Raw genomic sequence first — 18,220 nt, forward strand, 5'->3', positions numbered from 1 at the left:
CCCTGGAGAGACTCATGCACCCCACACCGCCAGGTCCGATCGCCCGGCTCCGCTCGCTGCGCTCCGTCGAGCTGTACACCCCCGCCTTCACCGAGGCCGCCGGCTTCTACGAGGACGTCTGGGGCCTCGAAACCGTCGAGTCCGACACGGGAACCCGCTGGCTGCGCGGCACCGGCGACGAACACCACGTGCTCCAGCTGACCGAGCGCGAGCGCGTCGGTCTCGGCCGGATCTCCTTCGCCGTCGGGACCCCGGCCGAGGTGGACGAGGCGGCCCGGCGCCTGGAGGCACGCTCCCTCACCCCCGTCTTCGGGCCCGGACCGCTGGACCGGGCCGGCGGCGGATACGGACTGCGGTTCACCGATCCCGAAGGGCGCCTCATCGAGATCAGCGCCCATGTCGAGGCCGTCGTCCCGCGCGGACGGGACGGCGCCGTACCCGTCGGGGTCACCCACGCCGTGCTCAACACCGTCGACATCGACGCCGCCGTCGCCTTCTACCGCGAGGTCCTCGGCCTGCGCGTCTCCGACTGGTCCGAGCACCAGATGGCGTTCCTCCGCTGCAACGCCGACCACCACTGCATCGCCTTCAACCAGGCCGAGTGGACCTCGCTCAACCACGTGGCGTACGAGATGACCTCGGTCGACCACTTCATGCGCGGCCTCGGCCGGCTCCGCCACCACGGCATCACCCCGCAATGGGGCCCCGGCCGGCACGGCCCGGGCAACAACACCTTCTCCTACTTCACCGACCCCTCCGGACTGGTCTGCGAGTACACCTCCGAGGTCGCCCAGATCGTCGAGGACGCGTGGATCGCCCGGGTGTGGCGGCGGGTGCCCGACCTGTCCGACCTGTGGGGGACGGCGGGCCCGCCGTCGAAGGAGATCCGCGCCCACATGGCCGGCGCGCCGGACCCCGGCCCGCTCGCCCCCGTCGACGCCCAGGAGGTCTCCGCATGAACACCGCACGCAAGGTCGGCATCGTCGGCTGGGGCGCGATCGGCCGGACCGTCGGCACCGCGCTCGCAGCGGGCGACGTGAGCGGCGCCGCACTCGAGTGCGTCGTCGACAACCGCCCGCTCGGCGAGGCGGCCCCGGCCCCACAGGTCCCCTTCGAAGAGGCGCTGGACCGCTGCGACCTGATCGTGGAGGCGGCGGGCCAGGGCGTCGTACGGGAATGGGGCGAGCGGGTGCTCGCCTCCGGCACCGACCTGCTGATCGCCTCCACCGGGGCACTGACCGACGACGAGCTGGCGAAGCGGCTCCTCGCCGCGGGCCCGGGCCGGGTGTACTTCACCGGCGGTGCCGTCGGCGGACTCGACCTGCTCCAGGCCGCCCGCTCCCTCGGACCGCTCAGCGACGTCCGGCTCACCACCACCAAGCTGCCCTCGACCCTCGAACAGCCCTGGATGGACGAGGAGTTGCTGCACCGGATGCGGACGGCGACCGGCCCGGTCGAGGTCATGACCGGCACGGCCCGCGAGGTCCCGGTCAGCTTTCCGAAATCGACGAACGTGGCCGCCTCGGTCGCGCTGGCCGTCGGCGACCTGGACGCTGTGCGGGTCCGGGTCGTCGCCGATCCCGCGGCCCACCACACCCGGCACGTCATCGAGGCGGCCGGACCGCACGGGACGTACCGCTTCGAGGTCGCGCACCTGCCGGACCCCGGCAACCCGGCGACCAGCCAGGTCGTGCCGTACGCGGTCCTGCGCAGCCTCGCGGCGCTCGCCGGACGGACGGGGCAGATCCTGTGAGCGCCGGCGTCCTCGCCCCCGCCTCCGCGGAGGTCCACGTCGAGGAGGCGGGTGACCACGGACCCCTGCTCCTGTGCCTGCACGGCATCGGTTCGTCGTCGGCGGCCTTCGCCCCGCAGCTCGCCGAACTCGCCCCGTACGCACGGGTCGTCGCCTGGGACGCCCCCGGCTACGCCTCGTCGCCCGACCCCGAGGCCCCCCTCACCCTCGACGACTTCGCGGACGTGGCGGCAGGACTGATCCGCGAGCGCGGCGGGAGCGCCCATGTGCTCGGCGTCTCCTGGGGCGGCGTGATCGCCCTGCGGCTCGCCGCCCGCCACCCGGATCTGGTCGCCTCGCTGATCGTCGCCGACTCCAGTCCGGGCTCGGGCACGGACGAGCGCAAGGCCGCGGGCATGCGGGCCCGCGCCACCGAACTGGCCGAACTCGGCCCGCGCGCCTTCGCTGCCGCCCGCGGACCCCGCCTCGTGTCGCCCGGAGCCCCGGCCGAACTGGTCCGGCGCATCGTCGACACCATGGCGGCCTCGGTGCGGCTGCCGGGCTACGCCTACGCCGCCGAGTCCATGGCCTCGGCCGACCTCCGGGCCGAACTCCCCTCGATCGCCGCGCCCTCGCTCGTCCTCTGCGGCGACCAGGACGAGGTCACCGGCATCGAAGCGAGCCAGACCATCGCCGGCGCCCTCCACAAGACCGCCTTCGTGATCGTCAAGGACGCCGGTCACCTGGCCAACCAGGAGCAGCCCGGGCGCTTCAACGCCTGGGTCCTCTCCCACCTCCGCATCACCGCACGCATCCCCGAATAGGAGCCGTCTCCCATGCCTCTGACCACCACCCAGTACGACGACGGCGGCGACCTCGCCGCCTACACCGACTCGCTCATCGCCACCCGGGCCTCCCGGATCGCCGACTTCGACACGCTGTCCTTCCAGGAGAAGGCCGGCTCGCAGTTCCGCCGCGGCCAGATCCGGTACGTCGGCTCGGGCGCCACCGGCAACCACGAGAACGACAGCCGGATCATCCCGTCCGGCGGCTTCACCTTCTCCAACATGCTGCTGCCGCCCGGCGCGGAGGGCCCGGCCCACACCCACCACGACGTCGAAGAGGCGTTCTTCGTCCTGGAGGGCGAGGTCAAGGTCGGCATCCACCGGGGCCCCGACGAGGCCGAGTACCGGACCCTCGGATACCGCGACATGATCGTCGTCCCGGCCGGCGTCACCCGATCCCTGAAGAACGAGGGCGACACCGACGCCCTCTTCTGCGTCGTCATCGGCACGCGGAAGCCGCAGGTGCCGACCTACCCGGAGTACTCGCCGATGCACGGCGTCACCCGTGGCTGACCTGCCCCCGGCCGACGCACGCACCGTCGTCGTCACCGGAGCGGGCCGTGGCCTGGGACTGGCCATGGCCCGCCGGGCGGGCGAGGACGGCTTCCGCGTCGTCGTCGCCGAGCTGGAGCGGGAGCGGGGCGAGCACGCGGCGGCCGAGCTGCGCGGGGAGGGCATCGACGCCCGCTTCGTACGCTGCGACGTCGCCGACCCGGACTCGGTGGCCGCGCTGGCCGCCGCCGTGCGGGAGATCGGGCCGCTCTACGGCCTGGTCAACAACGCGGCGCTCGCCAACGGCGTGGGCGGCAAGGAGTTCCAGGACATCGACATCGAGGTGTGGGACCGGCTGATGACGGTCAACGCCCGTGGCCCCTGGCTGGTCTCCAGGGCCCTGTACCCGCTCCTCGCGGCACCGGGCCGGATCGTCAACATCGCCTCGGACGCCGCGCTCTACGGCTCCCCGCGCCTCGCCCACTACATCGCCTCCAAGGGAGCGGTCATCGCCCTGACCCGGGCCATGGCACGCGAACTCGGCGACAAGGGGATCACCGTCAACGCGGTCGCCCCCGGCCTCACCGAAGGCGAGGCGACCGAGACCGTGCCCGCCGAGCGGCACGACCTCTACCGCATGCACCGCGCCGTCTCCCGGCCGCAGCAGCCCGACGACCTCACCGGGATCGTCTCCTACCTGCTCGGCGCGGAGTCCCGCTATCTGACCGGACAGGTGATCGCCGTCAACGGCGGCTTCACCATGAACTGAAGCGCAGGAGAACACCGTCATGGATCTGGGCCTCGCCGACCGCACCATCGTGGTCACCGGCGGCAGCTCGGGCGTCGGCCTGGCCACGGTCCGCGCCCTGCTCGACGAGGGCGCCCGCGTCGCCACCTGCGGCCGCGATGCCGACCGGCTCGCCACGGCGGCCGCCCGGCTCGGCGCCGGACGCGACCGTCTGCTCACCGGCGTGTGCGACGTGCGCGACGCCGACGCCGTGGACCGCTTCGTCCGCGGCGCCGCCGAGACGTTCGGCGGCGTCGACGGACTCGTCAACAACGCCGGACAGTCCCGCATGAAGGGACTCGACGACTCGACGGCCGAGGACTGGCGCGACGAACTGGAGCTCAAGTTCGCCGGGGTGCTCCACCCCCTGCGCGCCGCCCGCCCGTACCTCGCCCGCTCCGAGGCGGCGAGCATCGTCAACATCAACGCGGTCCTCGCCAAGCAGCCCGAGCCGCGTCTCATCACCACCAGCGCCGCCCGCGCCGGCATCCTCAACCTCTCCAAGTCCCTGTCGGCCGAACTCGCCGGCGACGGCATCCGGGTGAACTCGGTGTGCCTGGGCCTCATCGACACCGGCCAGTGGACCCGCCGCCACGCCGCGGCCGCCACCGGCACGAGCTACGAGGACTGGCAGGCGGAGCTGGCCGCCGACCGAGGTGTCGCCCTCGGCCGGCTCGGCCGGGCCGAGGAGGTCGCGTACGCGGTCGTCACCCTGCTCTCACCCCGCGCCTCGTACATCACCGGCACCGGCATCGACGTGTGCGGCGGCGTCGGCCGCTCCATCCTCTGAGGAGACACCATGCGTTACGACAACGGAGGCGATCTCCTCGTCGCCGTCCTGCGCGAACTGGGCATCGACACCGTCTTCGGCATCGTCAGCGTGCACAACCTGCCGCTCGTCGAGGCCGTCGACCGCGAACTCCGCTTCGTCCCCGTGCGCCACGAGGCGTCCGCCGTGAACGCGGCCGACGCCTACGGACGGGCCCGGGGCTCCATCGGCTGCGCCCTGACCTCCACCGGAACGGGCGCGGGCAACGCCGCGGGATCGCTCATCGAGTCCCTGAGCGCCGGCAGCTCCGTGCTGCACGTCACCGGCCAGGTGGAGAGCGCGTTCCTCGGCAGCGGACGGGGGTTCATCCACGAGACCAAGGACCAGCTCGGCATGCTGACCGCCGTGTCGGTCCACGCCGCGACCGTGCCGGACACCGAACGGGCGGGTGACCTCCTGCGCCGGGCGGCCCGGGCGGCGCTCGCCGTACCCGGCGGACCGGCGAGCGTGGAGTGGCCGATCGACCTCCAGTACGCGCCCCAGACCGACGGCCCCACCGTCCCCGACCACCCCGCGGCGCCCGCCCCCACGGACGGGGAACTGGCCGCCGCCGGCGAGCTGCTGGCCTCCGCCCGCCGCCCCCTCGTCTGGGCCGGCGGCGGCGCGACCCGGGCCCGCCCCGAACTCGCCCGGCTGCTCAAGACGACCGGAGCGGGCCTGCTCACCTCCAACTCCGGTCGCGGCACGGTGCCCGAGGACGACGAGCAGGTCATCGGCAACTTCGCCACCACCCCCGCCGCGCGGGCCCTGCTCGCCGACGCCGACGTGCTGCTCACCATCGGCACCCACTTCCGCTCCAACGAGACCGCCGACTACACCCTGGAGCTGCCCGCGGCGCACATCCAGATCGACGCCGACGCGGCGGCGCTCGGCCGGGTCTACCCCGTCGCGCACCCCCTGCACGGCGACGCCGCGCCCACCCTGACCGCCCTGACCGCCTACGCCGCACCCGCCGAGGACGGCTGGCGCGCACGCGTCCGCGCCGTCCGCGCCGACGTACGGGCGACGCTCCACGACACCATCGGACCGCAGGCCGCGATCTGCGACGCCATCCGCGCCGCGCTGCCGCGCGAGGCGGTGATCGCCCGGGACGTGACCATCCCCTCCAGCAGCTGGGGCAACCGCCTGCTGGAGATGTACGACCCGCGGGACAACGTCTTCCCCCGCGGCGGAGGCATCGGCCAGGGCCTCGGCATGGGGATCGGCGCGGCGCTCGCACGGCCCGACGCGCCCACCGTGGTCCTGGCGGGCGACGGGGGACTCGCCGTCCACCTCGGCGAACTGCTCACCCTCGCCCAGGAGCGCCCCCGGCTCACCCTGATCGTGTTCAACGACGGCGGATACGGCGTCCTGCGCAACATGCAGGACCGCCACAGCGAGCGACGCTCCGGTGTCGACCTCGCCACCCCCGACTTCGAACGCCTCGCCCGCGCCTGCGACCTGCCGTACCTGCGGATCGCCGCAGAGGAGCACGCCGCTCCGGTCATCACCCAGGCCGTCGCCTCGGACGGGCCGACGCTCGTCGAGGTCGACCTCGGGGCCCTCGGCCCGATGAAGAACCCGTTCACCCCGCCCGTGAGGATCCCGGGCCGTTGACCCGGCCCCGTACTGCCCGACGCCGGTAAGGAGGCACCAGGCCATGAACGAGAACCCGCTGCAGCTGATCGTCCACCGCATGACATGGGAGGCCGAGGGCGTCCTGTCCGTCGAGCTCGCCCATCCCGAGGGCAAGCCCCTGCCCGCCTGGACGCCCGGCGCCCACATCGACGTGCACGTCGGCGGACACGTCCGCCAGTACAGCCTGTGCGGCGACCCGCACGACCAGGGCGCGTACCGGATCGGCGTCCTCAACGAGCCCTCCTCGCGCGGTGGTTCGCGCCACGTGCACACGAAGCTCCGCCCGGGCGGGACCGTCACGGTCAGCGAACCGCGCAACCACTTCGCCCTGGAGGACGCCGGCTCGTACGTCTTCGTCGCCGGCGGCATCGGGATCACCCCCCTCCTCGCGATGGCCCGCGAGGCCGCCCGCCGGGGCGCCGAGTGGCACATGGCGTACGGCGGCCGGAGCCGCGCCTCGATGGCGTTCACCGCCGAACTCGCCCTGCTCCAAGGCGATGTGACGCTCGTCCCGCAGGACGAGCTGGGCCACATCGACCTGGACGCGCTGCTCACCGGGCTGCCCGACGACGCGCTCGTGTACGCGTGTGGGCCCGAACCCCTCCTCGCGGCCGTGCAGGCCCGCTGCCCGGACGACAGGCTCCGCCTGGAGCGGTTCGCCGCACCCACCGCCGAACACGCCGGGGACGACGAGGAGTTCGAGGTCGAGTGCCGCACCTCGGGCCTGACGCTCCGAGTCGGCGCCGGCACGTCCATCCTCGACGCGGCGGAGAGCGCCGGGATCGGCGTGAACAGCTCCTGCCGCGACGGCATCTGCGGGTCCTGCGAGACCCGTGTGCTCGACGGCGTTCCCGACCACCGGGACTTCCTGCTCAGCGAGGCGGAGCGGTCCGCCGGCGCATCCATGATGATCTGCGTCTCGCGGTGCGCCTCCGGCCGGCTCGTCCTCGACCTCTGACCCTTCCCCCCGCCTTCTCAGGAGAGAACGTGACCGACACCTGGCCGTACCTGGACGTCCACCAGTCCCGCACGCACGCGCCCACGCCGTACGCGTACCGACTCGCCGCCACCCTCGAAGAGGTCTTCACCCAGGAGGGCCACGAGCTCGCCGACGTCGTGCGCGGGCTCAACGCCCGCAAGGTGCACACCGCCGACGGCACACCGTGGACCGAGGAGTCCTTCCGCGCCGAGATCAACCGACTGGGAGCCTGACATGACGCTGTCGCCCACCGCCACCGCGGACCACGTCTACGCCACCGGGCTGCGCAACCAGTGGCATCCCGTCGTCCCGTCGCGGTTCGTCGCCCCCGGCGCGATGCGCAAGGTCACCGCGCTGGGCGAGCAGTGGCTGCTGTTCCGCCGTTCCGACGGGACGCTCTCCATGCTCGCCGACCGCTGCCCGCACCGCGGAGCGCCCCTGTCGCTGGGCAGGCACCTCGGCGACCGGGTGGCCTGCTGGTACCACGGCGTGGAGGTCGGCTCCGACGGCACGGTGACCTCCGTGCCCGGCCTGCCGGGCTGCAACCTGGAGGGCAAGAAGCTGGTCGCCTCGCTGCCCGTGCGCGAGGTCGGCGGCGCGATCCTCGCCTGGTTCGGGGACGAGGAACACCCGGAGGCGGCCGAGCTGACGCTTCCCGAGCCGCTCACCGACCCCGCCGTGGACGCCTTCCTCTGCTACGCCGAGTGGAACGTGCCCTGGCGCTACGCCGTGGAGAACCTGCTCGACCCCATGCACGGCGCCTTCCTCCACCACGAGTCGCACACCATGTTCGCCGGCGACACGACCGCCAAGTTCCGCATCCGGGAGACCGAGCGCGGCTACTTCTTCGAGAAGACCGACCAGCGGGGCGTCAACTTCGACTGGGTCGAGCTGTGCCGAACCGGCGTCGACTGGGTCGACCTGTCCATCCCGTACCCGCCGTCGGCGGGCCCCGGCGGACCGTTCGGGATCGTGGGCATGGTCTGCCCGGTCGACGAACGGCGGACGGGCGCCTTCTTCTGGCGCTACCGCCGCGTCGAGGGCTGGCAGCGTGCGTCCTGGCGCTTCCTCTACAAGACGCTGATCGAGAAGCGCCACTGGGAGGTCCTGGAACAGGACCGCGTGATGCTGGAGGCCATGCCCGCCGACGCCGACCAGAGGGAGAACCTGTACCAGCACGACCTGGGCGTCGTCCGACTGCGGCGGCTGTACCGCGCGGAGGCCGAGGCACAGACCTCGTCCAGCACCTGACCGCCGCCCGTCGCTCCTGCCGGGGGACGGGCCGGGGCGGACCCTTCCGGAGGCCACGGCGACCGGCCACGTCACTCCTCTGCGGGAGGGCGTGCTCCCCGCGTCCGTCGAGGTCGGCGATCCCGGCCGTCCGTCACGAGCGGCTCCTTCGCACCGGTGTGACCTGCGGTGACGGTCTCCGGATCGGTTCCCACCCGCGCGGTTGGGGCACCGGACGACGCCCGTCGACGGGTGGGCACGGCCGGAACCCGCGCGGGCCTTCGTTCTGCGGGGTCGGCCGAGGCTGCCTAGTGTCATGGGGGGTGGAGCACGGACAGTGCCCGGCCCGTCGACCCGGAGGTGCGCGATGCCGGAGCTGTTTATCGGTGGCGAGTGGACAGCCGCGGCCGACGGTCGCACGCGGGAGATCCGCTGCCCGGCGGACGGCACCCTGGTCGCCACCGTGGACGAGGCAGGACCCGCGGACGCGGCCGCGGCCGTCGCCGCCGCCCGCGAGGCGTTCGACACCGGGCCGTGGCCCGCCACCCCCGCCGCCGAGCGCGGACGGCTGCTGCTGCGCGTCGCCGATCTGCTCGAACGTGACAAGGCCGCCTTCGCCCGTGCCGAGTCCCTGGACACCGGCAAGCGGCTCGTCGAGTCCGAGTACGACATGGACGACATCGCGGCCTGCTTCCGCTACTTCGGCAACCTGACCGCCTCGGGCGGCGCCGACCGGATCGTCGCCACCGGCAACCCGGAGGCGGACAGCCGGGTGGTGCACGAACCGGTCGGTGTGTGTTCGCTGATCACCCCGTGGAACTACCCGCTGCTGCAGACCGCGTGGAAGGTCGCCCCGGCCCTCGGGGCGGGCAACACCTTCGTCCTGAAGCCGAGCGAACTGACCCCGCACACCGCGATCCTGCTGATGCGGCTGCTCACCGAGGCGGGGCTGCCACCAGGGGTCGGGAACCTGGTCCTGGGCACGGGCCCCGAGGCGGGCGCGCCGCTCACCGAGGATCCCCGCGTGGACCTGGTGTCGTTCACCGGTGGCCTGGCCACCGGCCGCCGGATCATGGCGGCGGCGGCGCCCACGGTGAAGAAGGTCGCCCTGGAGCTCGGCGGCAAGAACCCGAACATCGTCTTCGCGGACGCGGACTTCGAGGCGGCCGTCGACTACGCGCTCATGGCCGTCTTCCTGCACTCCGGTCAGGTCTGCTCGGCGGGTGCCAGGCTCCTCGTGGAGGACTCGCTGCACGACGCCTTCGTCGACGAGATCGTCGCCCGCGCGAAGGCCATCCCCATGGGCGGCCCCTTCGACGAGAACGCGCGGACGGGACCGCTGATCTCGGCGGCGCACCGCGACAAGGTGGAGGCGTACGTCGCGGCGGGCCTGGCCGAGGGGGCGGTGCTGCGCTGCGGAGGGGCGCGGCCGACGGACCCGGAACTCGCCGACGGCTACTACTATCCGCCGACCGTGCTGGACGACTGCACGCCCGGGATGTCCGTGGTCCGTGACGAGTCGTTCGGCCCGGTGCTCACGGTCGAGCGGTTCGCCGATGAGGCGGAGGCCGTCGCCGTCGCCAACGACACCATGTACGGCCTGGCGGGCGCGGTCTGGTCGCGGGACACCGGCCGCGCCCACCGGGTCGCGTCCCGGCTCCGCGCGGGAACCGTGTGGATCAACGACTTCCATCCGTACGTGCCGCAGGCGGAGTGGGGCGGCATGAAGCAGTCCGGCTTCGGCCGCGAACTGGGGCCGGCGGGACTCGCCGAATACCAGGAGACCAAGCACATCTGGCGCAACCTCGCCCCCAAGCCGCAGAGGTGGTTCGAGTGACCGCACAGCCGACGGGCCAGGACCGGCCCGACGCCGGCGACGGCACCACGCACGACGACGCGTCGCTGGCCGAACTCGGCTACCGGCCCGAACTGAAGCGCACCCTGGGCAACTTCCACACCTTCGCCGCCGGGATCAGCTACATCTCGATCCTGACCGGCACCTTCCAGCTGTTCTACTTCGGCATCGCCTTCGGCGGCCCCGCGTACTGGTGGTCGTGGCCGATGGTGTTCGTGGGCCAGCTGATGGTGGCACTGTGCTTCTGCGAACTGGCCGCGCGCTACCCCGTCGCGGGCTCGGTCTACAACTGGGCCAAGAAGATGGGCGGCCCGCACGTGGGGTGGCTCGGCGGCTGGATGATGATGACGGCCACCATGGTCACCCTGTCGGCCGTGGCCCTCGCGTACCAGATCACGCTGCCCCAGATCGACCCCTGGTTCCAGTTCGTCGGCGACGGCAGCGGCGAGAACGACGCCGCGGCCAACGCGGTCCTGCTCGGCACGGTGCTGATCCTCTTCTCCACGCTGGTCAACGCCTTCGGCGTCCAGCTGATGGCACGGATCAACTCGGCGGGCGTCTTCATCGAGCTGATCGCCGCCGTGGCCCTGATCATCTTCCTCGCCGCGCACATCACCCGTGGCCCCGGCACGGTGCTCACCGACACGTGGGGCCTGGGAGCCGGGGAGCCGCTCGGCTACTTCGGGGCGTTCCTGACGGCCTCCCTCGCGTCGGCGTACGTGATGTACGGCTTCGACACGGCCTCCTCGCTCGGCGAGGAGTCCCACGACCCGAGCCGCAACGCGCCGCGGGCCATTCTCCGGGCGCTCGTCGCGTCCTTCCTCATCGGTGGTCTCATCCTGCTGTTCGCGCTGATGGCGGTGCCCGACCTCCAGTCGGAGGAGCTGGCCACCGGCGGCCTGCAGTACGTGGTGCTGGAGACGCTGGGGTCGACGATCGGCGAGATCTTCCTGTGGTGCGTGGTCGTGGCGATCACGGTGTGCGTGCTGGCCGTCCAGGCCGCCGGCATCCGGCTGATGTTCGCGATGGCACGGGACAACAACCTGCCCGCCGGATCGGCCCTCGCCAGGGTGAGCCCCCGCTTCCAGACCCCGGTGGTCCCCGCCGTCGTGATCGGCGTGGTGGGTGTCGTCATCCTGGTCGTCAACATCAACCAGCCGCAGATCTTCTCGGTGATCACCAGCATCGCGATCATCATGATCTACGTGGCCTACCTGATGGTCACCACCCCGATGCTGATCCAGCGGCTGCGCGGGAAGTGGCAACCGCGCGAGGGCGCCTTCTCGCTGGGCCGCCTCGGGCTGCCGATCAACATCCTGGCGGTGCTGTGGGGCGCCGCCATGTCCCTGAACCTGGCCTGGCCCCGCGCCGAGGTCTACAACGCGACCGGGCCCCAGCACTGGTACCTGCGCTGGGGGGCCTTCCTGTTCGTCGGCATCGTGGCGCTCGGCGGCTTCGCCTACTACTGGTTCGTCCAGCGCCACCGTACGGGCGTGCTGGCCGAACACCGCGCCGACGCCCCCTGACCCACGCCCCTTCCCCCGTCACGGGGACATCCCGTACTGGAGTGACCATGCCCGCACAGCCCTCTGAGGCCGAGTTCGACTATGTGGTGGTCGGCGGGGGCACCGCCGGGGCGGTCGTCGCGGCCCGCCTGTCGGAGGACCCCGGTGTCAGCGTCTGCCTGCTGGAGGCGGGCCCCTCCGACGAGGGCGACGAGAACATCCTGCGGCTCGACCGGTGGATGGCGCTGCTGGAGTCCGGATACGACTGGGACTATCCGGTGGAGCCGCAGGAGAACGGCAACAGCTTCATGCGCCACGCCCGTGCCAAGGTGCTCGGCGGCTGCTCGTCGCACAACTCGTGCATCGCCTTCTGGGCGCCGGCCGAGGACCTCGACGAGTGGGGCGCGCTGGGGTGCTCGGGCTGGAGCGCCGCCGACTGCTTCCCGCTGTACCGACGGCTGGAGACCAACGACGGCCCGGGCGACCACCACGGCCGCTCCGGACCCGTCACGATCCGCTCGGTGCCTCCCCGGGACCCGTGCGGCCGGGCGCTGTTGGCGGCCTGCGAGGCCGCCGGCATCCCGACGGTCCCGTTCAACTCCGGCCGCACGGTGGTGCGCGGCGCGAACTGGTTCCAGATCAACTGCCGCGAGGACGGGACCCGTTCCTCCGCCTCGGTGTCGTACCTGCATCCCGTGATGGGGAAGCGGCCCGGGCTGGAGGTCCGCACCGGAGTGCAGGCGCGGCGGTTGCTCTTCGACGGCGCGCGCTGCTCGGGCGTCGAGTACCTGCAGCCGGACGCCGTGCACGTCGACTCCGTACGGGCGCGGCGCGAGGTGATCGTCTCCTGCGGGGCGATCGACTCGCCGAAGCTGCTGATGCTGTCGGGCATCGGACCCGCCGCCCACCTCCGCGACAACGGCGTGGAGGTACGGGTGGACTCTCCCGGCGTCGGCTCACACCTCCAGGACCACCCCGAGGGGGTGATCATGTGGGAGGCGAAGCAGCCCATGGTCACCTCGTCCACGCAGTGGTGGGAGATCGGGATCTTCACGGACACCGAACCGGGACTCGACCGCCCGGACCTGATGTTCCACTACGGTTCGGTCCCGTTCGACATGAACACCTACCGGCGCGGCTATCCCACCACCGACAACGCCTTCTGCCTGACGCCCAACGTCACCCGCGCCCGCTCCGAGGGCACGGTCCGGCTGCGCAGCCGTGATTTCCGGGACAAGCCGAAGGTCGACCCGCGCTACTTCACCCACGAGCACGACATCCGCGTGATGACCCACGGGCTGCGCCTGGCACGGGAGATCGCGGCGCAGGCGCCGCTCGCCGACTGGAAGGGGGCGGAGCTGGCGCCCGGGCCGGACGCCACGACCGACGACGAGCTGTTCTCCTACATCCGGCAGACGCACAACACGGTCTACCACCCGGCGGGCACCGTGCGCATGGGTGCCGAGGACGACGCCGCCTCGCCCCTCGACCCCCAGCTGCGGGTCAAGGGGGTGCGGGGCCTGCGGGTGGCGGACGCCTCGGTCATGCCGTTCCTGCCGGCGGTCAATCCGTGCATCACCACGATGATGATCGGCGAGAAGTGCTCGGACATGATCCGGGCGGGACAGGCCGTATAGCCTGGCGAAATGCTTACAGAAGTGACAGCGACCCGCTACGTCACGCCTCTGCGTGAGGGCGGCTCGCTCCCCGGGATCGTCGAGGCCGACGATCTCGGAACGTACGTCATGAAGTTCACCGGCGCCGGACAGGGGCGCAAGACGCTCGTCGCCGAGGTGATCTGCGGGCAGCTCGCCCGTCGGCTCGGGCTGCGGGTGCCCGAGCTGGTCGCCATCGAGCTCGACCCCGTCATCGGGCTCTCCGAGCCCGACCAGGAGGTCCAGGAGCTGCTGAAGGCGAGCGGCGGGCTCAACCTCGGGATGGACTACCTCCCCGGCTCGCTGGGTTTCGATCCGCTGGCGTACGAGGTGGACCCGAAGGAGGCGGGGAAGGTCGTCTGGTTCGACGCGGTGATCAACAACGTCGACCGGTCCTGGCGCAACCCGAACATGCTGGTCTGGCACGGCGACGTGTGGCTCATCGACCACGGCGCCACGATGATCTGGCACCACAACTGGCGGGGAGCCCAGGTCTCCGCCGCGAAGCCGTACGACGCCTCCGACCACGCCCTCGCGCCCTTCTCGCCGGACGTCGCCGCGGCCGCGGCCGAGCTGGCGCCCCTGGTGACGCGGGGGCTGCTGGAGGAGGTCGCCGCGGACGTCCCGGACGCGTGGCTCGCGGACGAGCCCGGCTTCGACGGCACCGACGAGGTGCGCGCCGCGTACGTGGACGCGCTGCTGCCCCGCGCCGCGACCATCCACGAGCGGATCACCCTCGGTCCGCGGGTCGACCGCGGGCCGGCGCAGCCGCCCGGCTGGCTCGCCGAACGTCTCGCCCCCCGGCCGCACTCCGCCCAGAAGGACCGCACCACGTGACCGACCGCGATGTCTTCGAGTACGCGCTGCTGCGCGTCGTGCCACGCGTCGAGCGCGGCGAGTTCTTCAACGCCGGTGTGGTGGTCTACTGCCGGGCCAGGTCGTTCGTCGCCGCCCGTACGCATCTCGACGAGGCCAAGCTCAGGGTGCTCGACCCCGGTGCGGACGTGACCGGTGTACGGGCCGCGCTGCACGCGGTCGAGGGGGTCTGCCTGGGCGGGGAGGACGCCGGTCAGGCGGCCCGTGACGACGCGGGACGGCGCTTCCGCTGGCTGATCGCGCCACGCTCCACCGTCGTCCAGCCCGGCCCGGTGCACACCGGTCTGACCGTCGACCCGGAGGCCGAGGTCGAAAGGCTGCTCGATCTGCTGGTGCGCTGAGCGCCGGCCGGTTCGGCGCGGAGTGACGCTGTGCACCCGGTGGGCCGTTGACACCGGGTGCCAGGGCTTCTAGCGTCTCGTCTGCGGAAGGTACTAAGCGGTCGCTCATGTGGGGGGACGCAGCGTGCGGGACCGCATCCATGCATGATCCAAGGGCGAGGAGAAGAAGCATGTCGACCACCGAGCAGCGCGTAGCCGTCGTGACCGGCGCGGCGCGGGGCATTGGCGCCGCCACCGCGGTACGGCTGGCCGCGGAGGGCCGCGCCGTCGCCGTACTCGACCTCGACGAGGCGGCCTGCAAGGACACCGTCGAGAAGATCACGGCCGCCGGTGGCACCGCCATCGCCGTCGGCTGCGACGTCTCCGACAGCGCCCAGGTGGAGGCCGCCGTCGCGCGCGTGGCCACCGAGCTCGGCGCCCCGACGATCCTCGTCAACAACGCCGGCGTGCTCCGCGACAACCTCCTCTTCAAGATGAGCGAGGCGGACTGGGACACGGTCATGAACGTGCACCTCAAGGGCGCGTTCCTGATGGCCAAGGCGTGCCAGAAGCACATGGTGGACGCGGGCTTCGGCCGGATCGTCTCGCTCTCCTCGTCCTCCGCGCTCGGCAACCGCGGCCAGGCGAACTACTCGGCCGTCAAGGCCGGTCTGCAGGGCTTCACCAAGACCCTCGCCAAGGAGCTCGGCAAGTTCAACATCACCGCCAACGCGGTGGCCCCGGGCTTCATCGTCACCGAGATGACCGCGCAGACCGCCGAGCGCGTCGGCATGGGCTTCGAGGAGTTCCAGGCCGCGGCCGCCTCCATGATCCCGGTGCAGCGGGTCGGCAGGCCCGAGGACATCGCCAACGCCATCGCCTTCTTCACCGGCGACGACGCGGGCTTCGTCTCCGGCCAGGTCCTGTACGTGGCCGGCGGCCCGCTCAACTGACGCTTCGAGCGGGAAGAAGGAGACGGACATGAGCACGAAGGAACTGCCCGAGCCGTCGGGCAAGGTCGCTCTGGTCACCGGAGCCAGCCGGGGCATCGGCTACGGCATCGCCGAGGCGCTGGTCGCCCGCGGCGACCGTGTGTGCATCACCGGCCGGGGCGAGGAGGCCCTCAAGGAGGCCGTGGAGCGCCTCGGCGCCGACCGGGTCATCGCGGTGCCCGGCAAGGCCCACGACGAGGCCCACCAGGCCGCGGCGGTCGAGGCGACGATGGAGGCGTTCGGCCGGGTCGACTTCCTGGTGAACAACGCCGGGACGAACCCGGTCTTCGGGCCGATCGCCGAGCTCGACCTGAACGTCGCCCGCAAGGTCTACGAGACGAATGTGATCTCGGCCCTGGGATTCGCCCAGCTCACCTGGCGGGCCTGGCAGAAGGATCATGGCGGTGCGATCGTGAACATCGCCTCGATCGCCGGCGTCTCCGCCTCGCCCTTCATCGGCGCGTACGGGATGAGCAAGGCGGCCATGGTCAATCTGACCCTCCAGCTGGCGCACGAGTTCGCGCCGGTGGTCCGGGTCAACGCGATCGCCCCGGCCGTCGTCAAGACCAAATTCGCCCAGGCCCTCTACGAGGGTCGTGAGGCGGAGGCCGCGGCCGCGTACCCGCTCGGCCGGCTGGGCGTCCCGGAGGACATCGGCGGCGCCGCCGCCTTCCTCACCTCCGACCAGTCGGACTGGATCACCGGACAGACCCTGGTGGTCGACGGGGGTCTTTTCCTCAACTCCGGCGTCGAGTGACCGATATCCGGACACTTTCCTGAATTCCTGACCGGTTTGACCCCGGTTAATCGTTGAATGCCTCAAGTGCCCCGTCAGGGTCGAACATTGACCTGGCGGGGCGCTGCGGTATGGTCGGCCGACCCATGGCTGAACGAGGAGCGTGCACGTGTTCAACCGGACCAGTCTGCAGGCCGCTGCAGCCCTTGCGTCCATATCCCTGGTGTCCGGATGCAGCCTGTTTTCGGACGGTGAATCCACCGGGGAGCAGAGAATCGTCGTCGGCACGACGAGTTCTCCCACCACGCTTGATCCGGCAGCCGCTTGGGACAATTCCTGGGAGCTGTACCGAAATGTCTTCCAGACGCTGGTGAGTTTTCCCACCGGCAGTACGACCCCGCAGGCCGATGCCGCCGACTGCAAATTCTCCGACACCGCCAGTCGGATCTTCGAGTGCAAGCTCGTCGAGGGGCTGACCTTCTCGAACGGTAACAAACTGGACGCCAGGGCGGTCCAGTACTCGATCGAGCGCATCCGCACGATCAACGCCGACGGCGGCCCCAACGGAATGCTCGGCTCGCTCGACAAGATCGAGACCGTGGACGACCGTACGGTCGTCTTCAAGCTGAACAAGCCCGACGCCACCTTCCCCTTCGTCCTCGCCACGCCCGCCATGTCCCTGGTGGACCCGGCCGAGTACGCCGCCGACAAGCTCCGTGAGGACGGCAAGCTCATCGGCTCCGGCCCCTACGTCCTCGACGAGTACACCGAGGGTGACAAGGCCGAGCTGACCAAGAACCCCACCTACAAGGGGTTCGCGGACCGCAAGAACGGCGGCGTGACCATTCGGTACTTCAAGGAGTCCGAGGCCATGGTCACCGCGCTGCGGGAGAAGGAGATCGACGCCACCTACCGTGGTCTCACCGCCGAGGAGGTGGTCGAGCTCCAGGAGGACACCCCGGAGAACGAGCGGCTCCAGCTCGTGGAGTCGACCGGCGCCGACATCCGCTACCTGGTCTTCAACGCCCGGGACGCCTCGGTCGCCAAGGAGCCGGTCCGCAAGGCGATCGCGCAGATCGTCGACCGCGAGGAACTGGTCGACAAGGCGTACAAGGGCACGGCCGAGCCGCTGTACTCCATGGTTCCCAAGGGCATCGCCGGGCACACCACGGAGTTCTTCGACGCCTTCGGCGAGCCCAGCGTCACGAAGGCCAAGTCGATTCTCCGCAAGGCCGGGATCACCAAGCCCGTCGAGCTGACCTTCTGGTACACCACCGACCGGTACGGCTCCGGCACCGCGGTCGAGTTCGCCGAGCTGAAGAGGCAGCTGGACGCCTCGGGGCTCTTCAAGGTGACGCTGCGCAGCAAGCCGTGGAAGGAGTTCGCGGCGGACTACCAGAAGGGCGAGTACCCGGTCTTCGGCCGCGGCTGGTTCCCCGACTTCCCGGACGCGGACAACTTCATCGCCCCGTTCGTCGGCAAGCAGAACGCGCTGGGGACCCCGTACGTGAGCCCCCGCATCACGGACGAGATCCTGCCGAAGTCGCGGCGCGAGAGCGACCGTGGAGCCGCCGCCGAGGAGTTCAAGGAGGCGCAGGAGATCATGGTCGACGACGTCCGGCTCCTCCCGCTGTGGCAGGGCAAGCTCTACATCGCGGCCGGTGAGGACATCGCGGGCGGCGAGCGCGCGCTCGACCCGCAGACGGTCATGCAGATGTGGGAACTCAGCCGCAGGACCAGCTGGTAGCGGGATTGTCAGTGGCCCCCGGT

At 71.5% G+C, this 18,220-nt stretch carries 18 protein-coding genes; all 18 read left to right on the forward strand.

Annotation, left to right across the window (positions count from 1 at the left end):
- The first annotated feature begins 14 nt into the window (after positions 1–14).
- On the forward strand, positions 15–959 hold the full coding sequence (locus tag AB0D99_RS27770) for a VOC family protein (RefSeq protein WP_362367919.1): 945 nt from the start codon (positions 15–17) through the stop codon (positions 957–959).
- On the forward strand, positions 956–1,753 hold the full coding sequence (locus AB0D99_RS27775) for an aspartate dehydrogenase domain-containing protein (RefSeq protein WP_362367922.1): 798 nt from the start codon (positions 956–958) through the stop codon (positions 1,751–1,753). The genes AB0D99_RS27770 and AB0D99_RS27775 overlap by 4 nt, the downstream gene beginning before the upstream one ends.
- The gene (locus AB0D99_RS27780; RefSeq protein ID WP_362367925.1) at positions 1,750–2,556 is read left to right on the forward strand and encodes an alpha/beta fold hydrolase; all 807 of its coding nucleotides are present in this window, start codon (positions 1,750–1,752) and stop codon (positions 2,554–2,556) included. The genes AB0D99_RS27775 and AB0D99_RS27780 overlap by 4 nt, the downstream gene beginning before the upstream one ends.
- A 12-nt stretch (positions 2,557–2,568) precedes the next feature.
- Positions 2,569–3,090 carry a cupin domain-containing protein gene (locus tag AB0D99_RS27785; protein ID WP_362367928.1) on the forward strand — a complete coding sequence of 174 codons (522 nt, stop codon included), beginning with the start codon at positions 2,569–2,571 and terminating at the stop codon, positions 3,088–3,090.
- Complete coding sequence (locus AB0D99_RS27790; protein WP_362367931.1) at positions 3,083–3,838, forward strand: SDR family oxidoreductase; 756 nt, start codon at positions 3,083–3,085, stop codon at positions 3,836–3,838. Before AB0D99_RS27785 ends, AB0D99_RS27790 begins: the two co-directional genes overlap by 8 nt.
- A 19-nt stretch (positions 3,839–3,857) precedes the next feature.
- Positions 3,858–4,646: an SDR family oxidoreductase gene (locus tag AB0D99_RS27795; RefSeq protein WP_362367934.1), complete on the forward strand. Its 789-nt coding sequence runs from the start codon at positions 3,858–3,860 to the stop codon at positions 4,644–4,646.
- 9 nt (positions 4,647–4,655) lie between these two features.
- The gene (locus AB0D99_RS27800; RefSeq protein ID WP_362367937.1) at positions 4,656–6,281 is read left to right on the forward strand and encodes a thiamine pyrophosphate-binding protein; all 1,626 of its coding nucleotides are present in this window, start codon (positions 4,656–4,658) and stop codon (positions 6,279–6,281) included.
- A 43-nt stretch (positions 6,282–6,324) separates the two neighbouring features.
- Positions 6,325–7,260, forward strand: a complete 936-nt coding sequence (locus AB0D99_RS27805) for a PDR/VanB family oxidoreductase (protein WP_362367940.1) — start codon at positions 6,325–6,327, stop codon at positions 7,258–7,260.
- A 29-nt stretch (positions 7,261–7,289) separates the two neighbouring features.
- On the forward strand, positions 7,290–7,514 hold the full coding sequence (locus tag AB0D99_RS27810) for a recombinase-like helix-turn-helix domain-containing protein (protein ID WP_362367943.1): 225 nt from the start codon (positions 7,290–7,292) through the stop codon (positions 7,512–7,514).
- Between the two features lies 1 nt (position 7,515).
- Positions 7,516–8,532 carry an aromatic ring-hydroxylating dioxygenase subunit alpha gene (locus tag AB0D99_RS27815; RefSeq protein ID WP_362367946.1) on the forward strand — a complete coding sequence of 339 codons (1,017 nt, stop codon included), beginning with the start codon at positions 7,516–7,518 and terminating at the stop codon, positions 8,530–8,532.
- A 346-nt stretch (positions 8,533–8,878) separates the two neighbouring features.
- Positions 8,879–10,348 carry an aldehyde dehydrogenase family protein gene (locus AB0D99_RS27820; RefSeq protein WP_362367949.1) on the forward strand — a complete coding sequence of 490 codons (1,470 nt, stop codon included), beginning with the start codon at positions 8,879–8,881 and terminating at the stop codon, positions 10,346–10,348.
- Positions 10,345–11,892: an APC family permease gene (locus AB0D99_RS27825; protein ID WP_362367952.1), complete on the forward strand. Its 1,548-nt coding sequence runs from the start codon at positions 10,345–10,347 to the stop codon at positions 11,890–11,892. The genes AB0D99_RS27820 and AB0D99_RS27825 overlap by 4 nt, the downstream gene beginning before the upstream one ends.
- 47 nt (positions 11,893–11,939) lie before the next feature.
- On the forward strand, positions 11,940–13,508 hold the full coding sequence (locus AB0D99_RS27830; RefSeq protein ID WP_362367955.1) for a GMC oxidoreductase: 1,569 nt from the start codon (positions 11,940–11,942) through the stop codon (positions 13,506–13,508).
- Positions 13,509–13,517: 9 nt separating this feature from the next.
- Positions 13,518–14,363 carry a HipA family kinase gene (locus AB0D99_RS27835; RefSeq protein ID WP_362367958.1) on the forward strand — a complete coding sequence of 282 codons (846 nt, stop codon included), beginning with the start codon at positions 13,518–13,520 and terminating at the stop codon, positions 14,361–14,363.
- A complete protein-coding gene (locus tag AB0D99_RS27840; protein ID WP_362367961.1) occupies positions 14,360–14,743 on the forward strand; it encodes a DUF3037 domain-containing protein in 384 nt (127 codons plus the stop codon). Before AB0D99_RS27835 ends, AB0D99_RS27840 begins: the two co-directional genes overlap by 4 nt.
- A gap of 170 nt (positions 14,744–14,913) precedes the next feature.
- Entirely contained in the window at positions 14,914–15,675 is a 762-nt protein-coding gene (fabG, locus tag AB0D99_RS27845; RefSeq protein WP_362367964.1) for a 3-oxoacyl-ACP reductase FabG, read from the forward strand.
- Between the two features lie 28 nt (positions 15,676–15,703).
- Positions 15,704–16,471, forward strand: a complete 768-nt coding sequence (locus AB0D99_RS27850) for an SDR family oxidoreductase (protein ID WP_362367967.1) — start codon at positions 15,704–15,706, stop codon at positions 16,469–16,471.
- A gap of 148 nt (positions 16,472–16,619) precedes the next feature.
- Positions 16,620–18,197, forward strand: a complete 1,578-nt coding sequence (locus AB0D99_RS27855) for an ABC transporter substrate-binding protein (RefSeq protein WP_362367970.1) — start codon at positions 16,620–16,622, stop codon at positions 18,195–18,197.
- Positions 18,198–18,220: the final 23 nt, after the last annotated feature.

It is taken from the genome of Streptomyces sp. NPDC047971 (assembly GCF_040653355.1).
Lineage (GTDB): Bacteria > Actinomycetota > Actinomycetes > Streptomycetales > Streptomycetaceae > Streptomyces.